Genomic DNA, 22,305 nt, shown 5'->3' with positions numbered 1-22,305 from the left:
CATCATCAGAAAGCTGTGTATTCGCCCCGAAAGCGCCCGCGCGTACCATTTGCTCATAATTCGGGCACGCTGACCTTCCCGCCCTGTGGTACGCAAAATACCGAACGAATTAGCTTTAGAAGGTGATCATTCCGCTGTGCGCCGCGCCGTGTGCCGGGGCCCCATCATTAGAAGCCGCCCCGACAGGCGCACAAACTGCACCGCAGGATAACGATATAAATTATGAATTAGGCTGTGGCGGACAGACAGGGATTCGAACCCTGGAGACGGTCTCCCGCCTACACACTTTCCAGGCGTGCGCCTTCGACCACTCGGCCACCTGTCCGTAGGCGGGTCTTTAGCAAGGGTAAAGCACCCTTTGCAACCCGAAATCAGCTGTCCAGATGCAGATAAATGCGGCGGTTCATCTTGCCCTTTTTCTCGATCTTGCCCAGACGCAGGGCGCCTATCTCGCCCGTACGGGCGACATGTGTGCCGCCGCAAGGTTGCAGGTCGATCCAGTCGTCCTCTTCACCGATGCGCACAAGGCGGATGTCGCCGCCCGTCCGGGGCGGTTGCACGGCCATGGTCGTGACCAACTGGGGGGCTGCATCCAGTTCCGCCTGGCTGATCCAGCCATCGCTGACGCGTGCGTCCTGCTCGACATAGTGGTTCAACGCAGTCTCGAGCGCTTCGCGGTCCTGCGGCGCCTCCGGCATGTCAAAATCCAGACGCCCGTGCGTGGCCGATATCGCCCCACCTGTGACGCCGAACGGCACGACAACCGACATGAGGTGCAAGGCCGTGTGGACGCGCATATGCCTGTGCCTGCGATCCCAATCGAGCGATTGCAGCACCTGTGCGCCAACCGGCGGCAGCGCAACGGGTTCTGCGGGAACAAGTACGATGTCATCGCCCTCTCCCACGACGGTCGTCGCCACGGGCATCACCTGTCCCTGCCAGCGCAATACGCCGCTATCCCCCGGCTGCCCGCCGCCCTTCGGATAGAAGACGCTCGCATCAAGAACGACCCCTCCCTCGGGCGTGTGACGAAGCACTCTTGCCTCGGCATCGCGAAGATAGGGGTCGTCACGGAACAACTTGCGCGTCATGTGTCGCCCTCGCCTTCACCTTCGCCCTTGAGCGCAGCGGGAGCGGCGCCCTCCGCGGCGTCCGCCTCGCCGTCGTCCGGCGTTGTGGAATTCGGCGTTTGTGGGGCGGCATGCAGCACCTCGGGGTTCCGCAACCATACGTCGCGTTGAGCGAACGGAATCTCGATCCCCTCCTCGGCAAACCGTTGGGCAATTTCGTGGTTCACGTCACTTTTCACGGCCATCATCCAGTTCACGTCGCGCAGGAACATGCGTATCTCGAACTCCAACGCATCTGCGCCAAAACTCAGGAACAACGCAGCGGGTGGCGGATTGGCGACAGTCATCGGCTGGTTTTCCGCGATTTCCAGCAGGATCTTCTGCACCTTCTTGGTATCGGTGCCATAAGCCACACCCACCGGCACGATCACACGCCCCAAGGTGTTGCCCCGGGTGAAGTTTGTCACCGTGCCGCTGACAAGATCCGCGTTGGGCACGATGACATCCGTTCCATCGAACGTCTCGATCCGAGTAGAGCGTACAGAGATATCGCGCACGTACCCCATCTGATCGCCCACTTCGATCCAGTCCCCTTCGGAAATCGGACGCTCGATCAGAAGAATAATCCCTGACACAAAGTTCGAAACAATCGTTTGCAGACCAAAACCGATGCCGACCGACAAAGCACCTGCCACAATGGCCAGTGAACTGAGATCAAGCCCCGCGCCCGTGATCGCAGCGAGCGCGGCAAGGAAGATACCGACATAGCCCAGCCCGGATACGATTGCGTTCTGCCCGCCCTTGTCGATCCTCGTTTTCGGCAAGACATTGGTTTTCAGGGCTCCCTGTGCCAGCCGCGTGGCGAGATAGCCGACGGTAAAGATGATGACGAAGGCGAGGAAGTCGGTCGGCGAAATACGCGAATTGCCTATCGCAAAGCCCCGTTGGAACGCGGCCCAGACTTCCGTCAGGTCCGAGACACGCGCCCCCCACACCAGCGCCAGCAAAGGCGCGGCAATCAGCAACAATGCCATGCCGAAAAAAATCGGCATCAACGCCTCGCGGGCGTCTTCGCCGCGCCCTGTCACCGCGCCATAGACATCCGCGCTGAAGCGCTGAAGCGCCAGCACGAGACCAAGGACCACGAGTGTCACCGCCCACGGCTCCAGCAACGCGTCGGCGGCGTTTTTATACCCCGCCAGCTGCAAGAGCGGCGACGCGACGCCGATCAGAATGCTGATCGTCCCGAGGCTACGGATGAGGCGGCCGAGCGTACTGGCGCGGGATATTTCGCTGTCTTCGTCCGCGACGGTCTCATTGCCGTAGTGCCGCAAAAGCCGTCCGATGCGGTAGATCGCGTATCCCACCAGCACGGTGAAAGGAAAGCTGACGACCGTTTTCGTGGCGGTGCTCGCATCGTCGAGTTCGAGGACGATCAACAGCACGGCCTCGATGATCAGAAGCACGGTCAACATGCTGACAAGGAAACGCGCCTGCGCGCGATCGGCTTGGCTCAGGTCAAGCAGGGCCTCGTCATCATCCCGCGAAAACAGTCTTTCGCCGACCCAGCGAAAGCCGAGCATGACCCCACCGATGATCGGAAGAACCTGCAGCAATTCATCACCACGCCGCCCGAAATAGCCGGTTCGCAGGGCAGCATAGCTCAGCAACGACAACCCGAGGAGCGGCAGCACAATGCGCAACAGCGAAACCAGAAACCGCCAGATGCCCAGCCCGCGCGTGCCCTTGCGGCGCAGCCGCTGCACAATGGAGGTGGCCCACCTACGGCCCCGAAAAATCAGGATGAGACCGGCAAGGGTGACCAGCAGGATGAGGGGCGCGTTGCGGCGCAATTCGATCAGACGCTGCTCTGCATCCATCTCGCTACCGCTGCGCCAAAGCTTGTCAAAAGCGCCACGCAATTCTTCAATTGCGGGCGCCCAAAGCACAGGGTTCACAGGTGTTTCGACCACTTCGAGCAACGCTTCGGCCTGACGGTTGCGCAAGGTCGTGTCGATTTCACCAATCAAGCCGTCAGCACGGGTATAGGCCGCTTCTGCGACCTGCACAGGCGCGGTCAGCATCGTCAGCTGGGCCTCAAGCTCATTGCGTTTCTCCGCCAGTTCGGGGGCTTCGGGGGCCGCGTCGGCCTGCGGATTTTCTTCAGCGGGCGGGCTTGTTCCCGTCACCGCGTCCAAGGCAGCGCTGGCATCGGCAGCCGGGCCGTCGACAGGTGCGCCAAGCAGCTCGAGCTGTTCCCGCAGGGACCTGATCCGCTCCGCGTTCATCCCGCGGGCTTCGGCAAACTCCTCGCGAAATTCGACAATCTGGCTGCGCAGGCGCTCAAGCTCGGCGTCCGTGGCGGTATCTTCGTCCAGCGCAGCTTCGGCCACGGCGGCCACATCGCGCCATTCGGGCATGTCGACACCCGGCAATTGCTGTGCAAGCGCGGCGGTGGTCCAACAAACATACCAGACGACAAACGCAACACCTTGCAGAATGCGGCGGATGGCTGTTGGTGTCATACCTCCTCGAATACGGTCGGAATGTCGTGGGGCTCCTGCTCGAGCCAAGCGGGCGTTGGCAGCCCCTTTTCCCGCAGGAAGGCAGGATTGAACAGTTTCGACTGATAGCGCGTGCCGTAATCGCACAGGATCGTAACGATTGTCTTACCCGGCCCCATATCGCGGGCCATGCGCATGGCGCCTGCCACATTCACGCCCGATGACGCCCCAAGACACAAACCTTCGTGTTCAAGCATGTCAAACACCAGCGGCAGAGCCTCCGCATCCGGCACGTTATAGCTGAAGTCCGGTTTAAGCCCTTCAAGGTTCTTGGTGATGCGGACCTGACCGATGCCCTCGGCAATCGACGATCCCTCGCTGGCCAGCTCTCCGGTGGTGTAATAGCTGTGAAGCGCGGCACCATCGGGATCGGCCAGACCGATTTTCACCCCCTTATCCTGCAGCGCCATGGCCATTCCGGCCAGCGTGCCGCCGGAGCCGACTGCACAGACAAAACCGTCTACCTTGCCATCGGTCTGGTCCCAAACCTCGGGTCCGGTGGTTTCGATGTGAGCCTGACGATTTGCGACGTTGTCAAACTGATTGGCCCAGATCACACCCTTGTCCGACGTCTTCGCCAGCTCATGTGCCAACCTTTCAGAGTAGCGTACGAAATTGTTGGGGTTGCGATAGGGCGCGGCGGGCACCTGCACCAGTTCGGCACCGGCCAGACGCAGCATGTCTTTCTTTTCTTCGGATTGCGTTTCGGGGATCACGATCACGGTCTTGAACCCCATGGAAGCGCCGACGAGCGCAAGTCCGATGCCTGTATTGCCGGCTGTCCCTTCGACAATCGTTCCGCCGGGCTTTAACTCGCCCCGTGCGATGGCGTCACGGATGATGAACAGGGCCGCGCGGTCCTTGACGGATTGGCCGGGGTTCATGAATTCCGCTTTGCCGTAAATCTCGCATCCCGTCGCCTCGCTCGCGCCGCGCAAGCGGATCAGCGGGGTGTTTCCAACGGCAGTTTCCAGATCGCGCGCGACATGCATGGCGGAGCCTCCAAAGTTTGGTCATCTCCACGTCTAACCGTGCGTTATCCAGACCTCAACCGCTTCCGATGGTGGGCCAACCAATAGGCCAGCATATGAAGCGGCGTATTGGCCAGGGCGCGTGTCTCGGCCATCTGCAAAAAAGTGTCGAACCCGACGATACGTGCGCGAATATCTTCGGCTTCTGTTTCCAGACCTCCCAAACCCGCGGCGCTGTCCGGCAGGTCGGTGAGACCGACGAAAATGTGGTAGAATTCCGTCGACGTTCCCGGGGTCGGATAGCTCTCGCTTACCAGTTCGAGGCGGTGCAGATCCAGCCCGGCCTCCTCGGACGCTTCCCGGCGTGCGGCGGCCTCGGGCTGCTCTCCGGGATCAATGCGCCCCGCGATGGGTTCGAGTTGCCACACCGTAGGATCCTTACGGCCAATCGGGCCAAGACGCACCTGCTCTACCAGCAAGACCGCGTCACGATTGGGGTCGTAGGGCAGAACGATCGCGACATCGGAGGCAAGAAAAACGGACCGGTCCAACGCGTCCGACATGCCGCCGCCAAACAACTCGTGCCGCATCACAAGTTCATCGACCGCGAAGTAACCGGTATAGGCGCGGCGCGCCTCGGCGAGTTCGATCCGCCCGTCAAAGACACCTTGAGAGGTCCTTGGCGACCGGGCCAGAACGCGGCCCCATGCCCGCGTCCGGATCATGCCAAATTTCTCGGCGACCTGTGCGCGCGAGAGCGTGCCAAGATGCCCCATCACCTCTTGCGCCGCCTCGACGCTCAGGGCGGCCCAATGGCTCTCCCATTCCGCCAAATCCCAAGGCTCCATCGCCGTCCAAACATCCGGCGGTGGCATGTAGACTTGCGCTTCGTGTCCATCGGCGAGCGTAACTTTCACGAGATCATAGTCGAAACCACCCTCGTAATAATTCAGCCGCGCGATATCCTGCGCCTGCAACCCCTTCACAAGCACGCCTTGGGCGGTCTCTCCGTGCCGCGGGACGATGGTCGGGAACGGGCCTTCCTTTACTGCGCAAACGGCGTAACCCGGCAAATCCGCGTGGGCGAGTGACAGATCGGAAGCGTCGCGCCCCAATACCGTTTCGAGCAAAGGAACATGCCGCAGCGTGCCGTAGAAAAACAGATCGCTCATCAGCGCCAGGTCTTTGCCGCGAAGTCAGTCAGAACGCCCGCGATCACGGCACCGATCACCGCGGTGCCCAGAACCGAAACCGTCGCAATCGTGACTGCGTTGTCAGACGCGATCAGAAAAATCTCGGTAAGTGCTTCCATGGGCCCATCGAACCGGTTGCGCATCGCCTGGCGGAACATTTCGTAAGCGGCGTGCCATCCAAGGGCCCAAAGCATCATCACCGCGGTTCCCGTAAGGCCGTTATTTATCCCATGGACCAGCCCCCGGCCACTGCGACGTCCCATGATGAACCATCCTGTCAGGGCGCCGATGGCCATGTTGACGTAGTTGAAATTCCCGAAGGCCGTCCCTTCGGGCATCAGGGGGCGCACCAGTTCGGACAGGATATAGGCCAGCACTGCCAATAAGACGGCAGCCACCAGTTTTGCAGCTGTGGGCATGATCGGGCTCCTGCGAATGGTCGGGCGCGTCTAGCCCGGCTTGCGCACCGTAATCTGTGTCACGTCGCAATTTCCACTCTCAAAAGTCGACGCGCACGACGTGAGGTAAAAATTCCACATACGCCGGAACCGTTCGTCAAAGCCGAGCGCGCTGATCTGGTCCCATTTTGCGTTGAACGTCTCGTGCCACCGGCGCAGCGTGATATCGTAGCTTTTGCCAAATTCGATGGACTTTTCCACGGCAAGTCCCGCTTTTTCGACCTGTTGGCGCAAGGCCGACGGGCTGGGCAGCATGCCCCCGGGAAAGATGTATTTCTGAATGAAATCAACGCCGCGCTTGTAGACCTTCCAGCGCCGATCCGCGACGGTGATGATCTGCAGGGTGGCCGACTTGCCGGGCTTGAGCCGTTCGCGGACCGTTTCAAAATAGGCAGGCCAGTATTTTTCACCCACAGCTTCGAACATTTCGATGCTTGCGATGCCATCGTATATGCCGGTTTCGTCGCGGTAGTCCTGAAGCTTGAATGTTACCTTGTCGGAAAGTCCTGCTTTTTCAATGCGGTCCACCGCGTACTTGAACTGCTCTTCGCTGATGGTAAGGCAGGTGACCTGCAAGCCGCGTTCTTTGGCGGCATATTCGGCAAAGCCCCCCCATCCGCAGCCGATTTCCAGCACGTGGTCGCCCGGTCCGACCCCCATCTGGTCGACCATGGATTTGTATTTTTCGGTTTGCGCCGCTTCCATGCTCTGCTGCGGGTCGTTGAAGATGGCGCTCGAATACGTCATCGTGTCGTCCAGCCACATGCCGTAAAAATCATTCCCAAGATCATAGTGATAAGAGATGTTCTTGCGCGCCTGCGCCTTTGAATTGCGCTGCAGCCAGAAACGGACCTGTTCGAACTTGCGCACCAGCCCGAGGCCCGGAAACCCATCATAGAGCTCTTCGTTATCGTGATGTATAAAATCCATGAAGGCCTGAAGATCCGGTGTGCTCCACCACCCATCGAGATAGGCGTCGCAGAAGCCAAGATCGCCTTCGCGGATCAGTCGGGCAAACAGATCATCGTTGTGGATGTCCAGCTCGGCAACGGGTCCGGGCGATGCCCCTTCGGCGCGAAACCTGCGGCCATCCGGCAATACAAAATCGATACGCCCGTGGCGCAGGTCTCGGGCCATGCCGAACACACGCGCAAAATAGCGTGGCAAGCCGGTCTGCCCGTCGGTCGAAGTTAAGGTCATGCGCACTCCCCGTTCGCATTTTTCTTTTTGTTATATTACGTTATGCAACGCTTCGCGGATCAAGAAAACCTAAAAATCCCGGTTTTCATACGCTGCAAGCGCGGCCTTGCGCCCGTCCTCGGCCGTTACAATCGGTTCGGGATAGTCGTCATCTGCCGCCATGTTCCATCGCTGAGGTATTGCATCAAAATAAGCCAGCGCGTCCTTGTGCGGATTGGCATATTCTTCCGCAATCCATCGGCTAACATAATCGCGGTCTTTGTCGAATTTGTCGAGCTGTGTCACAGGATTGAAGACGCGGAAGTAAGGCGTCGCGTCGGGGCCGGATCCCGCAGACCATTGCCAGCCCATCGCGTTTGATGCCGGATCCCAGTCGATCAGGCACTCTTCGAACCACTTCTGGCCGATCCGCCAGTGACACATCAGATGCTTGGTCAGATAGCTGGCGACGATCATGCGCCCCCGGTTGTGCATCCGCCCGGAGACATACATCTCGCGCAGGGCGGCATCGACAAACCGGATCCCCGTACGCCCCTGTTTCCAGGCCTTCACCTCGGCTCGCCGCTCATCCTCGTTCCAAGGGAACTGCGCCCAGTCCTCGCGCCAGTTTGCGTCCAGTATGCGGGGCGTGTGGTGCATCAGGTGGTAGGCAAATTCGCGCCAGACAAGCTCTTTGAGGAAGGTTTCGGCCCCTGCCTTACCCTCTTCCAGAGCGCGTTGACCGGCGTGCCAGCATTGATGCGGGCTGATTTCTCCCAACGCGAGGTTCTCGCTCAGGTTCGACGTGCCATCAACGCCGGGCAAATCCCTCGTCTTGCCGTAATCCGCAACCTTATGGGCAAGAAACGCGCCAAGGCGGGATTGCGCGGCTCCCTCGCCCAACTGCACGAAAGGTCGCACCACATCGGCACCGCGCGCCATGGCCGCGGCCATTCCCCAGCTTTCCAGATCGTCACTCTCGGGCCACTCCGCTGGTTGCTCCAGCTTTGACGGCGCGGACAAGGGCGCATCGACGCCGCGCCCTTTGACCGTGTTCCAGAAGGGCGTGTAGACCTTGTAATACCCACCCGTTTTCGTCTCGACCGTCCATGGCTCGAACATCAAATGACCGCCGAACGAACGCGCATCGACGCCTTCTTCCTTCAGCACATCCTTGACCTCGGTATCGCGTGTCACCGCCGCGGGGTCATACTGGCGTGTCCAGAACACGGATCCCGCTCCCGTCTCGCGTACGAGCTGCTGAAGTGCGTCCAGTGCCTTATCGGACCGTCGAAGGATCAGCTTGCTGCCCTTGTCATCGAGCGTTTTCGCGAAATGTTCGATCGCCAGCCCCATGCGGAACTTTGGTGCGGCCCCTAGAGAGGCATATAGCTCATCCAGAATGAAAACCGGAATTACCGGCCGTCCGGTTTGGGCCGCCGCATGAAGCGCGGGATGGTCACTGAGCCGGAAATCACGGCGAAACCAGACAATGATCGGGGACGTGTCGGACATAGAAAACCCTGTTTGACGTTACCTGCCAAGATAGAGCGTGCGCCGCCCGGTCAAGCCTGCCGTCCGGCAAATCTGTAGTCCTTGGGCGACAGCGCCGTCGGCCCCGCACGCAAACGCAAAACCCCGGCCACAAGGGCCGGGGTTTCGTCGCTCGTATTATGCAGGCCTGCGTTACTCTGCCGGCACCTGATCGGGATCGGCAAGCGTCGGGACGCCTGCCGCTTCACGACGTCCATCGTTCCAGATCGCCTTGATAAGCGCGAAGCACATCATGACCATCACGATCGAGAACGGCAACGCGCCGATGACCATCGCAGTCTGGATCGCGCTCGTCCCGCCGGAAATGAGCAATCCACCGACAACCAGTGCCAGCGCCGCCCCCCAGAACAGGATATGCGGGCGCGCCTTGGGCCCTTCATCACCCGCGGCATTGATCGTATTGACGATGAGCACGGCGGAGTCTGCCGATGTCACCAGGAACGTCATCAGCAAGACAACGATCAACAGCGCCATGCCCCATGCCAGCGCCTGTGCGATGGGTGCCAACATAAACTCGGTCATGGCGAAGATCTTGTCACCATTGGCCGCATTCAGAATGACGCCATCTGCCCCGCCGTTCAGCTCCAGATCGATTGCGGTGCCACCGGCCCATGCAAACCAGACAAAGCACATCAGCGACGGAACAATCATCGCGCCCAGGACAAATTCGCGGATTGTCCGACCACGTGAAATACGCGCGAGGAACAGACCCACGAACGGAGCAAAGGCGATCCACCAAGCCCAGTAGAAAACAGGCCACCAGCCCTGCCACTGTGCCAGAAGGAAAGACTCGGACCCGTCCACGCCGTCAGAGCGGAACACCTGGAAGCTCAGCTGCGGCAATGCGATCAGGTAGTCCCAGATCCCGACGAAGAATGCCGTCGCCCCAAAGAACGTCGCACCGAAGATGATGAAAAAGCCCAGAAGTACGATCGACAGGACCATGTTGATGTTCGACAGCCATTTGATCCCCTTGCCGACACCCGAAAGTGCCGAAAGCGTCGAGGCCCCCATGATGACAAGCAAAGCCACGATGATGCCGGTCGTTGTTGCCGACCCGTCAACGTCGGCCAAACCGCCGATGCCGATCCGCGTCAGCCCCGCTACAAACTGTTCCACCCCGAATCCGAGCGTCTGTGCAACACCAAGGATGGTTGCCACAACAGCAACGATATCGATGACATGGCCCAGCGTTCCCGACAGGCTCTTGCCGAAAAGCGGTGTCAGCGACGACCGGATGGTCAGCGGCAAACCGCGACGGTAGCTGAAGAACGCCAGCGAGAGCCCCGCAACCGCGTAACACGCCCAGGCGCCAAGACCCCAATGCAGAAACGACCACACGTAAGCCGTACGCACGTTGTCACTCTCCAGCGCAGTTGTGACGCCTTGGATAACCGATGGGTTGTTTTGAAAGTGCGCGACAGGCTCGGCAACCGCCCAGGTCAGCATGCCAACCCCGATACCGGCCCCGAACATCATAGAAAACCAGGAAAAATTCGTAAATTCGGGCTTTTCACCTTCCAGCCCGAGATTGAGCTTCCCTGCCGTTGGCCATAGCGCAAGTCCCAGGCAGACAATGATGAAAAAGGCGACTGTCCAGATATACCAGGCGGCAAAATTCGCCAGGATTGCGGAATTCCACGCGCCCAGAACGGCGCCCGCCCATTCAGGCCAGACGATGGCCCAGACGACCAACACGCTGATGATAATCTTGCTGACCACCGTGACGTTCACGCTGAACCCACGGTAGAAACCGGTATTCGCCGTTTTGATCGGCAATTCCGTTAGTGGAGGCTTAGGTGCCATCGTTTTTCTCCCTAGTTGATGCCGGCAATGCTACGCTGCATTTTGTCGCACCAGCAAACGCTTTCTTGCGGCAACCCCATGAACACAAAACGACACAGGAGAACACAGACGCGAAGCGACCGATCACAATGATCGACGGCATGGCATAAAAAGGGGGCTTCAAACTGCAAAGGGCGCCTCCTGTACAGGGGCGCCCGGTGCGTGCAAAGCAGGTTTTGCGTCAGGCGTTGACGTCTACGACAACCCGTCCCTTTACCTTGCCTTGCAAGATATTTGCCCCCAGCCCCGGAAGATCGGACAGGGTCGCTGGCTGGATCATGTCTTCCAGTTTTTCCATCGGAAGATCCTGCGCAATGCGCTTCCACGCCCGCAACCGGTTGTCGTAGGGTTGCATCACGCTGTCGATGCCCAGCAGATTTACGCCGCGCAGCAGGAACGGGATGACGGTTGCGGGCAACTGGGCCCCCCCCGCCAGACCAACGGCGGCGACGGAAGCACCGTATTCCATTTGGCCCAGCACGCGTGCCAGCATCGGGCCGCCCACAGCGTCGACGCATCCCCCCCAGGTTTCGCCTTCAAGCGGGCGCTTGGTGGTCTCGTTGATCTCCTCACGCGCAACGATCTGCGTGGCACCAAGTGATCTGAGATAGGATTCCGTTTCGGGCCGGCCTGTCACAGCGGCAACTTTATGTCCCAGATTGGCGAGAATGGCCGTCGCGACCGATCCAACCCCACCGGCAGCGCCACAAACAAGCACCGGTCCCGACTTGATCCCGTGATCTTCAAGCGCCATCACGGACAGCATCGCGGTGAACCCGGCCGTGCCAACCGCCATGGCCTGGCGCGTGTCCAACCCTTCGGGAAGCGGCACCAGCCAATCGGCCTTCACACGAGCCTTTTGCGAATATCCGCCCCAATGGGCCTCGCCCACACGCCAACCGGTCAGAACAACCTTGTCACCGGGTGCATAGCGATCGTCATCCGACTGCTCGACCGTTCCGGCGAAATCGATGCCCGGAATATGGGGATAGCTGCGCACCAGACCGCCGCCCGGCCCGATACAAAGCCCGTCCTTGTAGTTCACGGTTGAATACTCGACAGCGACAGTCACGTCGCCCGAGGGCAGCCGGTCTTCCGACATCTGCTCCACCGCCGCCGACGTCTTCCCGTCCTCGTCCTTATTCACCACCAACGCATTGAACATCGCATTCTCCTTTTGAATTTCCGGCCTTCTCATTTGGCCTTAAATACTCCGGGGTCCGGGGCTGGCCCCGGTCCCGAAACTTCCGTGATTTCAGGCCCAGAAAGTCTCGCGCACGATCGCGTCGCGCGGACCATCGGGGGCCTCGACACGCACCGATGTTCCCGCGTCCCAATGGGTCATCCGCACCATGCCGATCGCAACATTCGTTTCGTGCTCGGGCGACCAGGCCGCCGAGGTCACCTGCCCGACCCGCTTGTCCCCGGCCATGACCGGCCAGACGCGGTCGCACGTCGGTACGCGGTCGCCACCGATATCGATGGCGCGGATCTGCTGGACAGGTCCTTCCTTGGCCACCCGCAACAGCGCATCCCGGCCGATACAGCCGATGGCCGTCTGGGTGTCGCAAAAGCGGCCCAACCCGCATTCATGTGGCGTGTTGTCGTCGGTCATGTCGTTGCCGTAGCTCAACAAACCGCTCTCGATCCGCTCGATACCGTTGGGACAGCCCGCGCGCACGTCCAGATCCTCGCCCGCCTCCATCAATTCATTCCACAAAGGCATCGCGAGATCCGCACCGTCAACGTAGATCTCGAAACCGCCCTGCTTGGAATACCCCGACCGCGCGACAACCATGTCCCTGCCCCGAAAATCGAACAGGCCGAACCGGAAGAACCGCGTCTCGCGCACCATATCGCCAAAGACACGCGCCATCAGGTCATCGGCTTTGGGCCCTTGAACGGCCAGCGGGCTCACGTCGGGCTCATCCACCAGCACATCCAACCTGTAGCCGTTGGCGATCCCCTTGACCCACAACAACAAATCACTGTCAGCGATCGAAATCCACCAGCGGTCTTCTGCGAGCTTGACCGCAACCGGATCATTCAACATGCCGCCGGTTTCATCGACGATTGGCACATAAAAACATCTCCCGGGCAACATGCCGCGCAGATCACGGGGCGTCAGCATCTGCATCAGGCGCGCGGCATCGGGACCGCGCAGTTCAACCTGCCGCTCTACGGCGACATCCCAAACCTGAACGGCAGATTTCAGATGCGCGCAATCCTCCTCGACCGACCGGAAAACCGTCGGCAGCAGCATGTGATTGTAAACGGTGTAGGCAGACACACCGGCTGCTTCGACACCTTCGGAAAACGGGGTCCGGCGCAATCTGCGCGAGGGCGAAATCAGGGCCATCAGACATCCTCCGGCATGATGAAAAGATCGGAAACAGGTGCCGCCACCCCGGCTTCGGCAATCATCTGGCTGATCTGACCGCGATGGTGGGTCTGGTGGTTGAACATATGCACGATGCAATGGTCGAGCCTGCGGCTGACATTCTGGCCCATCGCGCCCGAATACCAGCTCAGGACCGATTGCAGATCCATGTTTGACAGTGTCTGCGCCCAGATCCGGATACGCCCGTCCATCCGGAACCGCTCAGCATCCCAAACGCCCGGCGTCGCCGTGAATTCGGCGCTCTCGGGGATACTGCCCCCCGGCGCGGGCACATCACTGCACCACCGGCTCATCCAGATCGTATCCGCCCACAGCAAATGGTTGAGCGTGCCGAAGATCGAGCCGAAGAACGCACCGCGCTCTTGTCTGACCGCCGCTTCACCCAACGCTTCCACTGCCTTGCGCAACTGGTTGTTCTGCCATGCATTATAGCGGGCCATCTCGAGGACATAGCCCTTCTGGATCATGGTTTGGGGCCTTGCCATTCGATGGGGCAGATCTCTGCGGACTTGCCGCTGAAATCCCACACGCGGCCATAGTCGCGCACGCGGCTTTTCAGACCTTTTGCCGCGATGATGTCGGGACCCATCCAGTATTTGGAGTTGCTGATCATGACAGGATGGTCGGGCGACTTGCCAGCGATCATCTCGATCTCGCCTGCGATCTTGCGACCGATCTGGATAGACCGCTTATTGCCCTCGCGGATGATCTCGACGGGCGCCCGTTCGGCCCCGATGATTTCCGACACGAGCATCGTGAACAACCCCGTTGTCCCCCCGGCCGCGCCGGAGAATATCTGGAGAATACCGTTGTAAGCCTTACCGCTGGCACGCTCGTCGACGTAGGCCGCGACTTTCCAGTTGCCCTCGCCCATACGCCCGGGGATATCGACCAACAGACCGACATTGAGGCCCGACAGGTCCTCGCCCTCGTAATGACCTTCGTCAATTGCGATGGCCATCCATGCGTGACAATGCCCTTCGGTAGGAGGATGCGCCCCGAGGCTGACGACACAGGGGCAGAAAACCTCGCACGAGCAGTTCAGGAACAGCTCGCCCTTTATTTTCCACTCTGTCGGCGTCGCGTCGCGGCGCTTTGGATTTGGCATTCTGCTGTCGATACGTTGACTTATCGGCAGCCGGTCCGCATCCGCTTTCTTGCGTGTCGCCATTGTCTATCCTCCCGCTATGATGGGCCACCCTGCCACGACGCCCGCGCCGAGGATCAAGGCAAAGCCCATCGGTTTTGTTATGTAATGTCCGATCTGTGGCAGTTTTTCCAGTATCATGAAAAACGTGGCCAATCCCATCCAGGCAAGGTTCATCACGCCGCCCGCAAAGCCCAGCGCCATGAAGCCCCAACAGCAACCCACGCAGAACACCCCGAGACCGAGCCCCATCCGCAGACCACCGGAAAAACCTGTGCGCCAGTGACCGAGGAAATACATTGCCGGTGCGTGGCAAACTCCGTGGCAGATTTCCTTGGTACGGGTGAACTGAAACAGCCCCACCGCCAGCAACAAACCGGCCGCAAACCACCGAGAGGTCGCAATGCCCAGCATGTCGATCACGCCGCCGAAAAGCAGGGCAAGCTGGACACCCGCAAGTGCCAACGCCGCCATGATCCAGACCGCAAAATACCCCAGCAGAACGCCCAACCATCCCGAGCGTGTCCCATTGGCGCTGGCGATAAGGTCCTCGTAGGCCCGCAGCGTCGGCACCAGCGTCGGCAGCATCATGGCCGCCATCATCGCCGCCCACATCATCGCCAAGGGCCAGAATTCCGCCATCGGCATTTTCATATCCATACGCGGATCCATGCGCCGCATCGCTTCGGCCATCGCGTCCGGACGGCCCAGAACGTCCAGCCCCATCGACGTGCTCATGGTGATCATCATCCACCACGATACAAGGATCAGCCCGAAAAAGCCGAGCCAAAGCGTTGAGCGAAGTAGATGCGGCACACGACCCTCCCAGGCCTGAATCACGGATTGCAAACTTAATGTCAGACATTTACTGTCGCGACAAACATTAAATGTATGACATATGAAAATTGACCCGCAAAGCTCTGCCGACCTATCGGCCCAGATTGCCAGTGCCATCCGCGACGAAATCATTGCGGGGCGGCTGATCGTGGATCAGCGGCTGCCGTCCGAGGCAGAGCTTGCAGACCATTTTGATGTGTCCCGCCCTACCGTGCGCGAAGCGCTCAAACGGCTAGCGGCGCAATCGCTGATCCGAACCCAGCGGGGCGCCTCCGGCGGCGCATTCGTCAACCGCATCTCTTTCGAAGAGGCCTACGCCCAGCAGATCACAACCTCAACGCTCTTGCTGTCGATGAATGCTGTCAGTTTCGAGACCGCCTGCGAGGCCAGATTTGCACTCGAGCGGGCCTGCGCGCCGTTGTCAGCGGCACGGCGAAGCGCCGATCATCTTGCCGCAATGCGCGCCGAGGTGCACCGTCAGGCACAGCCCGGGCTCACGGACGAAGCCTTCTGCGCTTCCGACGTTGCATTCCACCGCGCTCTTGTGGACGGGGCCGGAAATCCGGTTCTGAGTTATCAGCTTGCCGGTGCGGTCGAAGCGATGCAGCCGTTGATGAATATGATCACATTCACGGCGCGTGACCGGGCCCGTATCGTGGCCCTGCATGGACAGATCGCCGACGCGGCCGAGGCCGCGGACGGTCCCGCCATCAACTCTGGTCTGAACGCGCTGGAGGCGGAAACACTGCACCTCGCGCAGGGCCTGTTTGCCCGGAAATCCACTCGCCCCGCATAATCGGTGCAACCATTGCCCCGCTGGCGCGTTCATCCGCAGCACAGCACAACGCGAGGCAATCTGCATGGACTATGTAACTTGGATCAACTGGGCACTTGCCCTGTTGAGTATCGGTTTTGGCGCAATGGGATGGCTCGCCCCGCGCTATACGATGGAAAAGGTGGACCTGAAAGATCAGGGTTCGACCATGGGCACCTCGGAGGTGCGCGCGGCCTCGGGCGCATTGTTCGTGATGGCGGGCGTCGGTGCATTGATCATCGGGTCTGCTGCCGCATTCGCGATGATCGGCTTTATCTGGGCGGGTGGCGCGTTGGGCCGCATCACATCGCTCGTGCTGGATGGCCAGACCCGCACAAAATGGATTTTCGCCGCCAGCGAAGTTGCCGTTGCCGCAATCGCGCTCGGGATTAACCTGTGACCCCTTGAAATCGCACCCAAACCCTTCTACCTAAGGGACGTCCTTCGGGACTATGGACATAAACGCGCTCGTAATAAGCGGATCGGACCCGGGGGCGGTACCCGGCGGCTCCACCAAACATCCTTCATTTGGGGATCATGGGGCCGAAATAGGATCGACGAACGTCTAAAGGTGTTTGCTTTGTCTCGGCTGTCTGCCACCGTTATCGGCGAAAACTGTACAATTGCAAATGACAATCGTGCTCCAGTAGCAATGGCCGCGTAAGCGACCGGAGATACTGAAATCTAAGTCCTAGGGCTTTGCAGCTTTAGGCGGGGTTCGCAGGTACCTGGCAACAGAAACCTGCATTTTCAAATTGCCCCTTATTCGCATGTGCTTGACAGCCCGGCGCAATTTTGACGATTGTGCGGTGTGGGGCGTAATCTTGCGACTGCCCCGTGAGGCGCCAGCCCAAAGTCGCATCCCTGTACAAGACCCCCAGAGGATGCCCCATGGTTGCTTTCAACGAAATAACCCCGCCACAATTGATGCGCCAGATTGGCCTGCCTGACGCGCCAGCGCTGATCGACGTCACGACCGATGCGGATTTTGCCGCTGATCCCTTCTTGATACCAACGGCCCGCCGGTTTGCCTTTGACGACACTGATGCCATGTGTGCCTACCTGCAAGATCGTCGGGCAGTCGTCATTTGCCAGAAGGGGCGCAAGCTCAGCCACGGCGCCGCCGCGCGTCTGCGTGCACGCGGTATTGCGGCGCAAGTTCTCGAAGGCGGGAACCACGGCTGGCGGGACACCAAGGGCGCGCCACGCCTTCCGGCTGAACATGTAGCGTCTGCGGGCTGCTGGGTAACGCGCCAACGCCCCAAGATCGATCGCATCGCCTGCCCCTGGCTGATACGTCGTTTTATCAATCCGGCTGCTGACATCCTGTTCGTTCCTGCCGCCGAGGTAGAGGATGTTGCCCTTCGCTTCGATGCGCAACCGTTCGACACGGCCGATGCTTTCTGGTCCCATCGGGGGGACCACTGTACCTTCGACACAATGCTCATCGAATTCGGACTGTGCACACCAGCGCTTGCACGGATGGCAAAGGTGATCCGCGCAGCAGACACCGGCACGCCTGAAATCTGCGCTCAGGCCGCCGGGCTGTTGGCAATATCGGTCGGCTTGTCCCGACAATTTCGCGATGACGTGGCGCAAATGAACGCAGGATTTATGATCTACGACGCCCTTTACCGCTGGGCACGTGATGGTACGGATGAAACCCACCGTTCATTCGTGGACGACGCGGCGTGACTTGCCCCGACTGGCGCACGATGGTCGCGGTCTTCGGGCGCATTGGGCTCTTGTCCTTCGGTGGCCCTGCAGCGCAAATCGCCCTGATGCACCGCGAATTGGTCGACAGGCACCGCTGGCTTGACGAACAAACTTTCCTGCGCGCACTCAGCCTGTGCATGTTGCTGCCCGGCCCCGAGGCCATGCAATTGGCGACATACGCAGGATGGCGGATGCGGGGGACGATGGGCGGTATCGTGGCGGGTGCGCTGTTTGTGCTGCCCGGAGCAGCGGTGATCGGGGTGTTGGCGCTGCTTTATTTGCAGTACGGCCAACTGCCTTTGGTTCAGGCCGCATTCCTCGGCGTAAAAGCCGCGGTCGTCATCGTCGTATTTCAGGCTTTGTCCAAAGTCGCCGGAAAAGCATTGGTCGGCACCGAGGGTCCTGTCATCGCCGCACTCAGCTTTGCCGTTCTGTTTGTCCTTGGCCTGCCCTTCCCTCTGCTGATCCTGTTGGCGGGGGTGTGGGGCGCATTTCGGGCGCAGGTCACTCACGCCGTACCCGCAATAAAGGCCCGCCAATCGCTGAACCCCTTCAAGATCGTTCTATGGCTGACGCTATGGGCCGCGCCGCTGGTGCTGTTGTGGGCAATGGACGCGCAATTCATGTTGCAGGTCGGCGTGTTCTTTTCAAAGCTGGCGGTTGTCACCTTCGGCGGTGCCTACGCCGTTCTGGGATACATGACGCAAACGGTCGTGACCGATCTTGGCTGGCTCGACACGCAGCAGATGATTGATGCGCTGGGGCTCGCCGAAACCACCCCGGGACCGCTGATACTGGTCACGCAATTTGTCGCGATGCTGGCCGGACATGCCCAGACCGGCGTATCCGGCGCACTCAGCGCGGGATTGCTGGCACTTTGGGTGACCTTTGTGCCGTGCTTTTTGTGGATATTCCTCGCCGGTCCGTTTCTCGATCAGATCAGTGCGAACGCACGTGTGGCTGGCGCCCTGCGCGCCATTACCGCCGCCGTCGTGGGCGTCATCGCAAATCTGTCGCTCTGGTTCGCGGTGCACGTTGCCTTTGCATCCGTCGGAACGCTTGGCGGTTCGGCAATGCCCTGGCCGGTCTGGTCCAGCGTCAACGGGCCCGCGATTGCCCTATGCGGTCTTGCCGGTCTGCTGATGCTCTGGCGCAAGCTGAGTTTCGTCATGACACTGCCGATCGTGGCGCTTGCGGGGCTGCTCGTCTAGGTGCGGCAAAAACCGCGTTCAGGCCCCCTTTCGCTCGGCGCAGATTGGGGTATGGTTGGAATGTCTGCACCGACCACCAAGGGGAAAAAGATGACCCGCAGCATCGACTATGGCAACCTGATGCATGATGCCATGCGCAGCCTGATCCGCAATGTGCTGCTGGATGTGGCGGACAACGGCCTGCCCGGGGCCCACCATTTCTTTATCACATTCGACACCAGCCACCCCGACGCGGAACTGGCCGACTGGCTGTCCGACAGGTATCCGGGCGAAATGACGGTTGTGATGCAGCACTGGTACGACAATCTGGACGTGGGCGAGGACGGTTTTGCAATCACCCTGAATTTCGGTGATGCGCCCGAACCCCTCTACATCCCCTATGATGCGATCCGCACTTTTGTCGATCCGTCCGTCGAATTTGGCCTGCGGTTCGAACAACAGGACGAAGACAGCGAGATCGTGGGTGACACCGGCACAGAACTCGCGCATGTCGATCCGTCGCCCGCTGCCGAAGATGCGGCCGACGCATCCGAAGACGACACACCCCAAGCGGCCGAAATCGTATCGCTGGACAGCTTTCGCAAAACATAGGTTTGCGCGCGGCTGCGCCGACCGTTAAACAGCCCCTGACAAATTCTGATCAGGAGCACCCCATGGCCGATACCCGCACCGAAACCGACAGCTTTGGCCCGCTCGAGGTGCCTTCGGAAAAATACTGGGGCGCCCAGACACAGCGCTCGATCATCAACTTCCCCATCGGCTGGGAAAAACAGCCCGTCGCCATCGTCCGCGCGCTCGGCGTTATCAAGCAGGCCTGTGCCCAAGCGAACATCGCGAACGGCAAGCTCGACAAGACGCTTGGCGATGCCATCGTGCAAGCGGCCTCCGAAGTCGTGGCGGGCAAGTTCGACGACAACTTTCCGCTTGTCGTCTGGCAGACGGGTTCAGGCACCCAGTCCAACATGAACGCGAATGAAGTCATCGCGAACCGGGCCATCGAAATTCTTGGCGGCACGATCGGCTCCAAAGATCCGGTCCATCCCAACGACCATTGCAATATGGGCCAGTCCTCGAACGATACGTTCCCCACCGCGATGCATATTGCCACCGCGACAACGGCACGCGACGTCCTGCTGCCGGGGCTGAAAAAGCTGCACGCGGCCTTGCAGGCAAAGGTCGAGGAATTCGACGGCATCATCAAGATCGGACGAACCCACACCCAGGACGCCACACCGCTCACGCTGAGCCAGGAATTCTCCGGCTACACCCATCAGGTGGCCATGGGCATCGCGCGTGTGGAGCAAGGCCTCGGCCGGATTTACGAACTTGCGCAGGGCGGCACCGCCGTCGGCACGGGCCTGAACACGTCACCCGGTTGGGCGGAGACCGTCGCCGAGAATATGGCGCAGATCACGGATCTGCCCTTTGTCACCGCCCCGAATAAGTTCGAAGCGCTGGCCGCCCATGACGCGATGGTCGAAATCTCCGGCCATTTGAAAACTGTAGCGGCCAGCCTGTTCAAGATCGCCAATGACATCCGGCTTCTCGGCTCGGGGCCCCGCTGCGGTCTGGGCGAACTTGTGCTGCCGGAAAACGAACCGGGGTCTTCGATCATGCCGGGCAAAGTGAACCCGACACAGTGCGAAGCGCTGACGCAAGTCTGTGCACAGGTCATGGGCAACGATGCCGCCGTCGGTTTCGCAGGCAGCCAAGGTCATTTCGAACTCAACGTCTACAAACCGATGATGGCCTATAACGTTCTGCAATCCATGCAGCTTCTGGGTGACGCCGCCTCGGCCTTTACCGACAATCTGGTGGATGGGCTGAAAGCGGATGCGGACCGTATCAAAAAGCTGATGCGCGAAAGCCTGATGCTGGTCACCGCGCTGGCTCCTGAAATCGGCTATGACAACGCAACGAAAGTGGCAAAGACCGCGCATAAAAACGGGACCACGCTCAAGGAAGAAGCGATTGCGCTCGGATTTGTGGATGCCGAGACTTTCGAACGCGTTGTGCGGCCCGAAAACATGATCGGCCCCAAGTGAGCAAACCGATTAACCTCTCCCGCGTCCGAAAGGACAAGGCGCGTTTGGAAAAACGCGCCGCGGGAGACGTTAATGCAGTCAAATTCGGGCGCACGAAGGCCGAGAAGAACGCGCAAGAGACATCGTCAGCCAAGGCAGCCCGGGATCTGGATGCACACAAGCGTGAACCATGAGCGCGCGTCCGGTCAAACACTCGGTCACGCTACGCGGGCACCGTACCTCCATATCGCTGGAAGACGCATTCTGGCACGAACTGCGCAGCATCGCGCAAGATAAAGGCATACCTATCAATGCCTTGGTCGCCGAAATTGATGCAGATCGCGGCATGGAAAGCGGGCTTGCCTCTGCCATTCGCGTGTACGTTCTGGCTACGCTGAAAGCGCAGCCAGAAGACATTTGATCAGGCGATCGACGCTTCGTAGATGCGGCCGATATTCTGCCCCAAGGCCACATTGAATTCGGGGTCTGACATCTTTACGTTCAGTCCCTCTGTCAGGGCGCGGCTGAAGCTCGCAATCATTTTATGGTTCTGCGCGAGCAACGCGCTGGCCTCTTGTGTGGAATAGCCCCCGGACAGGGCGACAACCCGCAACACACGCGGATGATCGGCAAACGCGTCATAGATGCCGGCCTTCGTGGGCAATGACAGCTTCAGCATGACGGTGACGTCTTCCGGCAGGGCATCCAACTGTTGGGCGATCTCGGCTGCCAGCATTTCTTCGGCTTCGGCCTTGGTCTGGGAAGTGATGTTCACCTCCGGCTCGATGATCGGGACCAGACCCGCGTCCGAGATTTGACGGCCCAGATCGAACTGCTGTGCCACGACCGCCGCGATACCTTCGGCGTTTGCCTCGTGAATGACCGACCGTTTCTTCGTCCCGAAGATGCCTTTGTCCTTTGCCTGGGCGAGCAGCTCGCCGAGATCCGGAATGGGTTTGAGCATCTGGACGCCGTTCGCCGTATCCTCCAGCCCTTTGTCGACCTTCAAAAAAGGCACCACGCCACGTGTAGACCACAACAGTTCCGGCACCGGCACCCCATTGATCGTCTCGTTCATGGTACGCTCGAAAAGGATCGCCCCCAGAACACGCTCGGATGTGAATTGATCGGCAAGAATGATGCGCGCGCGCATGTCGTGCATCGCCTTGAACATTTCTGCATCGCCGCTGTAGTCGTCGGGTTCAACGCCGTATTGGCTGAGGGCCTTTGGTGTTGATCCCCCCGATTGGTCCAATGCGGCAATAAAGCCTTTTCCGTTTGCAATCTGGCTGCGCTGCGCATCTTGGATGGCCATGGAAGG

22 protein-coding genes, 1 tRNA gene and 1 other RNA gene are annotated in these 22,305 nt (G+C 60.0%); 9 read left to right on the top strand and 15 right to left on the bottom strand.

Going from position 1 to position 22,305, the window contains the following annotated elements:
- Nucleotides 1-235 precede the first annotated feature (235 nt).
- From K3756_RS08120 to K3756_RS08055, 14 genes are all read right to left on the bottom strand, one after another.
- A tRNA-Ser gene (locus K3756_RS08120) sits at nucleotides 236-325 on the bottom strand.
- Between the two features lie 46 nt (nucleotides 326-371).
- On the bottom strand, nucleotides 372-1,091 hold the full coding sequence (locus tag K3756_RS08115; RefSeq protein ID WP_259993033.1) for an alanyl-tRNA editing protein: 720 nt from the start codon (nucleotides 1,089-1,091) through the stop codon (nucleotides 372-374).
- Nucleotides 1,088-3,595: a DUF3772 domain-containing protein gene (locus K3756_RS08110; RefSeq protein ID WP_259993031.1), complete on the bottom strand. Its 2,508-nt coding sequence runs from the start codon at nucleotides 3,593-3,595 to the stop codon at nucleotides 1,088-1,090. The genes K3756_RS08115 and K3756_RS08110 overlap by 4 nt, the downstream gene beginning before the upstream one ends.
- Nucleotides 3,592-4,626, bottom strand: a complete 1,035-nt coding sequence (locus tag K3756_RS08105; RefSeq protein ID WP_259993029.1) for a cysteine synthase A — start codon at nucleotides 4,624-4,626, stop codon at nucleotides 3,592-3,594. Before K3756_RS08105 ends, K3756_RS08110 begins: the two co-directional genes overlap by 4 nt.
- A gap of 44 nt (nucleotides 4,627-4,670) precedes the next feature.
- Nucleotides 4,671-5,777: an NUDIX domain-containing protein gene (locus K3756_RS08100; RefSeq protein ID WP_259993024.1), complete on the bottom strand. Its 1,107-nt coding sequence runs from the start codon at nucleotides 5,775-5,777 to the stop codon at nucleotides 4,671-4,673.
- Entirely contained in the window at nucleotides 5,777-6,217 is a 441-nt protein-coding gene (locus K3756_RS08095) for a TrgA family protein (protein WP_259993012.1), read from the bottom strand. Before K3756_RS08095 ends, K3756_RS08100 begins: the two co-directional genes overlap by 1 nt.
- A 30-nt stretch (nucleotides 6,218-6,247) precedes the next feature.
- Entirely contained in the window at nucleotides 6,248-7,456 is a 1,209-nt protein-coding gene (locus K3756_RS08090; protein ID WP_259993002.1) for a cyclopropane-fatty-acyl-phospholipid synthase family protein, read from the bottom strand.
- A 69-nt stretch (nucleotides 7,457-7,525) separates the two neighbouring features.
- Nucleotides 7,526-8,950, bottom strand: a complete 1,425-nt coding sequence (locus tag K3756_RS08085) for a deoxyribodipyrimidine photo-lyase (RefSeq protein WP_259993000.1) — start codon at nucleotides 8,948-8,950, stop codon at nucleotides 7,526-7,528.
- 171 nt (nucleotides 8,951-9,121) lie between these two features.
- Nucleotides 9,122-10,795 carry a BCCT family transporter gene (locus K3756_RS08080; RefSeq protein WP_259992990.1) on the bottom strand — a complete coding sequence of 558 codons (1,674 nt, stop codon included), beginning with the start codon at nucleotides 10,793-10,795 and terminating at the stop codon, nucleotides 9,122-9,124.
- A gap of 220 nt (nucleotides 10,796-11,015) precedes the next feature.
- Nucleotides 11,016-11,999 (bottom strand): acryloyl-CoA reductase, encoded by a 984-nt coding sequence (gene acuI / locus K3756_RS08075; RefSeq protein ID WP_259992988.1) that lies wholly within the window; start codon nucleotides 11,997-11,999, stop codon nucleotides 11,016-11,018.
- Nucleotides 12,000-12,089: 90 nt separating this feature from the next.
- The gene (locus K3756_RS08070; RefSeq protein ID WP_259992976.1) at nucleotides 12,090-13,193 is read right to left on the bottom strand and encodes a dimethylsulfoniopropionate demethylase; all 1,104 of its coding nucleotides are present in this window, start codon (nucleotides 13,191-13,193) and stop codon (nucleotides 12,090-12,092) included.
- On the bottom strand, nucleotides 13,193-13,702 hold the full coding sequence (locus K3756_RS08065; RefSeq protein WP_259992974.1) for a DinB family protein: 510 nt from the start codon (nucleotides 13,700-13,702) through the stop codon (nucleotides 13,193-13,195). Before K3756_RS08065 ends, K3756_RS08070 begins: the two co-directional genes overlap by 1 nt.
- Nucleotides 13,699-14,406: a DUF1326 domain-containing protein gene (locus K3756_RS08060; RefSeq protein WP_259992972.1), complete on the bottom strand. Its 708-nt coding sequence runs from the start codon at nucleotides 14,404-14,406 to the stop codon at nucleotides 13,699-13,701. Before K3756_RS08060 ends, K3756_RS08065 begins: the two co-directional genes overlap by 4 nt.
- A 3-nt stretch (nucleotides 14,407-14,409) precedes the next feature.
- On the bottom strand, nucleotides 14,410-15,132 hold the full coding sequence (locus tag K3756_RS08055; RefSeq protein ID WP_409202436.1) for a DUF2182 domain-containing protein: 723 nt from the start codon (nucleotides 15,130-15,132) through the stop codon (nucleotides 14,410-14,412).
- Nucleotides 15,133-15,280: 148 nt separating this feature from the next.
- On the opposite strand from K3756_RS08055, the gene K3756_RS08050 reads away from it, so the two are divergent.
- From K3756_RS08050 to K3756_RS08010, 9 genes are all read left to right on the top strand, one after another.
- Nucleotides 15,281-16,015 carry a FadR/GntR family transcriptional regulator gene (locus K3756_RS08050; RefSeq protein WP_259992969.1) on the top strand — a complete coding sequence of 245 codons (735 nt, stop codon included), beginning with the start codon at nucleotides 15,281-15,283 and terminating at the stop codon, nucleotides 16,013-16,015.
- Between the two features lie 64 nt (nucleotides 16,016-16,079).
- Nucleotides 16,080-16,433, top strand: coding sequence for a DUF4345 family protein (locus tag K3756_RS08045; protein ID WP_259992965.1), 354 nt, complete (start codon nucleotides 16,080-16,082; stop codon nucleotides 16,431-16,433).
- Nucleotides 16,434-16,782, top strand: a transfer-messenger RNA (tmRNA) gene (gene ssrA / locus K3756_RS08040).
- Nucleotides 16,783-16,924: 142 nt separating this feature from the next.
- Nucleotides 16,925-17,728, top strand: coding sequence for a chromate resistance protein ChrB domain-containing protein (locus K3756_RS08035; protein WP_259992963.1), 804 nt, complete (start codon nucleotides 16,925-16,927; stop codon nucleotides 17,726-17,728).
- Nucleotides 17,725-18,960, top strand: a complete 1,236-nt coding sequence (gene chrA, locus K3756_RS08030) for a chromate efflux transporter (RefSeq protein ID WP_409202427.1) — start codon at nucleotides 17,725-17,727, stop codon at nucleotides 18,958-18,960. Before K3756_RS08035 ends, chrA begins: the two co-directional genes overlap by 4 nt.
- A 90-nt stretch (nucleotides 18,961-19,050) precedes the next feature.
- Nucleotides 19,051-19,551 (top strand): SspB family protein, encoded by a 501-nt coding sequence (locus tag K3756_RS08025; RefSeq protein WP_259992953.1) that lies wholly within the window; start codon nucleotides 19,051-19,053, stop codon nucleotides 19,549-19,551.
- Between the two features lie 62 nt (nucleotides 19,552-19,613).
- Nucleotides 19,614-21,005, top strand: coding sequence for a class II fumarate hydratase (fumC, locus tag K3756_RS08020; protein ID WP_259992945.1), 1,392 nt, complete (start codon nucleotides 19,614-19,616; stop codon nucleotides 21,003-21,005).
- Nucleotides 21,002-21,178, top strand: coding sequence for a DUF4169 family protein (locus K3756_RS08015; protein WP_259992938.1), 177 nt, complete (start codon nucleotides 21,002-21,004; stop codon nucleotides 21,176-21,178). The genes fumC and K3756_RS08015 overlap by 4 nt, the downstream gene beginning before the upstream one ends.
- The gene (locus K3756_RS08010) at nucleotides 21,175-21,405 is read left to right on the top strand and encodes a ribbon-helix-helix domain-containing protein (RefSeq protein WP_259992936.1); all 231 of its coding nucleotides are present in this window, start codon (nucleotides 21,175-21,177) and stop codon (nucleotides 21,403-21,405) included. Before K3756_RS08015 ends, K3756_RS08010 begins: the two co-directional genes overlap by 4 nt.
- Here K3756_RS08010 and K3756_RS08005 read toward each other — a convergent pair whose 3' ends face one another.
- On the bottom strand, nucleotides 21,406-22,299 hold the full coding sequence (locus tag K3756_RS08005; protein WP_259992934.1) for a fructose bisphosphate aldolase: 894 nt from the start codon (nucleotides 22,297-22,299) through the stop codon (nucleotides 21,406-21,408).
- Between the last annotated feature and the right edge of the window lie 6 nt (nucleotides 22,300-22,305).

The sequence above is a fragment of the Sulfitobacter sp. S190 genome (assembly GCF_025141935.1).
Taxonomy (GTDB): domain Bacteria; phylum Pseudomonadota; class Alphaproteobacteria; order Rhodobacterales; family Rhodobacteraceae; genus Sulfitobacter.
Note: the sequence above shows the minus strand (reverse complement) of the source record. Positions and strands in the feature narration are given on the sequence as shown.

Excerpts from the sequence above, each read along its gene's own strand:
- K3756_RS08070 (WP_259992976.1), bottom strand. The coding sequence starts at position 13,193 with ATGGCCCTGATTTCGCCCTCGCGCAGATTGCGCCGGACCCCGTTTTCC.
- K3756_RS08080 (WP_259992990.1), bottom strand. The coding sequence starts at position 10,795 with ATGGCACCTAAGCCTCCACTAACGGAATTGCCGATCAAAACGGCGAAT.
- K3756_RS08065 (WP_259992974.1), bottom strand. The coding sequence starts at position 13,702 with ATGATCCAGAAGGGCTATGTCCTCGAGATGGCCCGCTATAATGCATGG.
- K3756_RS08025 (WP_259992953.1), top strand. The coding sequence starts at position 19,051 with ATGACCCGCAGCATCGACTATGGCAACCTGATGCATGATGCCATGCGC.
- K3756_RS08105 (WP_259993029.1), bottom strand. The coding sequence starts at position 4,626 with ATGCATGTCGCGCGCGATCTGGAAACTGCCGTTGGAAACACCCCGCTG.
- K3756_RS08115 (WP_259993033.1), bottom strand. The coding sequence starts at position 1,091 with ATGACGCGCAAGTTGTTCCGTGACGACCCCTATCTTCGCGATGCCGAG.
- K3756_RS08100 (WP_259993024.1), bottom strand. The coding sequence starts at position 5,777 with ATGAGCGATCTGTTTTTCTACGGCACGCTGCGGCATGTTCCTTTGCTC.
- K3756_RS08090 (WP_259993002.1), bottom strand. The coding sequence starts at position 7,456 with ATGACCTTAACTTCGACCGACGGGCAGACCGGCTTGCCACGCTATTTT.
- K3756_RS08095 (WP_259993012.1), bottom strand. The coding sequence starts at position 6,217 with ATGCCCACAGCTGCAAAACTGGTGGCTGCCGTCTTATTGGCAGTGCTG.
- K3756_RS08035 (WP_259992963.1), top strand. The coding sequence starts at position 16,925 with ATGGTTGCTTTCAACGAAATAACCCCGCCACAATTGATGCGCCAGATT.
- K3756_RS08010 (WP_259992936.1), top strand. The coding sequence starts at position 21,175 with ATGAGCGCGCGTCCGGTCAAACACTCGGTCACGCTACGCGGGCACCGT.
- K3756_RS08085 (WP_259993000.1), bottom strand. The coding sequence starts at position 8,950 with ATGTCCGACACGTCCCCGATCATTGTCTGGTTTCGCCGTGATTTCCGG.
- acuI (WP_259992988.1), bottom strand. The coding sequence starts at position 11,999 with ATGTTCAATGCGTTGGTGGTGAATAAGGACGAGGACGGGAAGACGTCG.
- K3756_RS08050 (WP_259992969.1), top strand. The coding sequence starts at position 15,281 with ATGAAAATTGACCCGCAAAGCTCTGCCGACCTATCGGCCCAGATTGCC.
- K3756_RS08055 (WP_409202436.1), bottom strand. The coding sequence starts at position 15,132 with ATGATGATCACCATGAGCACGTCGATGGGGCTGGACGTTCTGGGCCGT.
- K3756_RS08110 (WP_259993031.1), bottom strand. The coding sequence starts at position 3,595 with ATGACACCAACAGCCATCCGCCGCATTCTGCAAGGTGTTGCGTTTGTC.
- K3756_RS08005 (WP_259992934.1), bottom strand. The coding sequence starts at position 22,299 with ATGGCCATCCAAGATGCGCAGCGCAGCCAGATTGCAAACGGAAAAGGC.
- K3756_RS08045 (WP_259992965.1), top strand. The coding sequence starts at position 16,080 with ATGGACTATGTAACTTGGATCAACTGGGCACTTGCCCTGTTGAGTATC.
- fumC (WP_259992945.1), top strand. The coding sequence starts at position 19,614 with ATGGCCGATACCCGCACCGAAACCGACAGCTTTGGCCCGCTCGAGGTG.
- K3756_RS08060 (WP_259992972.1), bottom strand. The coding sequence starts at position 14,406 with ATGGCGACACGCAAGAAAGCGGATGCGGACCGGCTGCCGATAAGTCAA.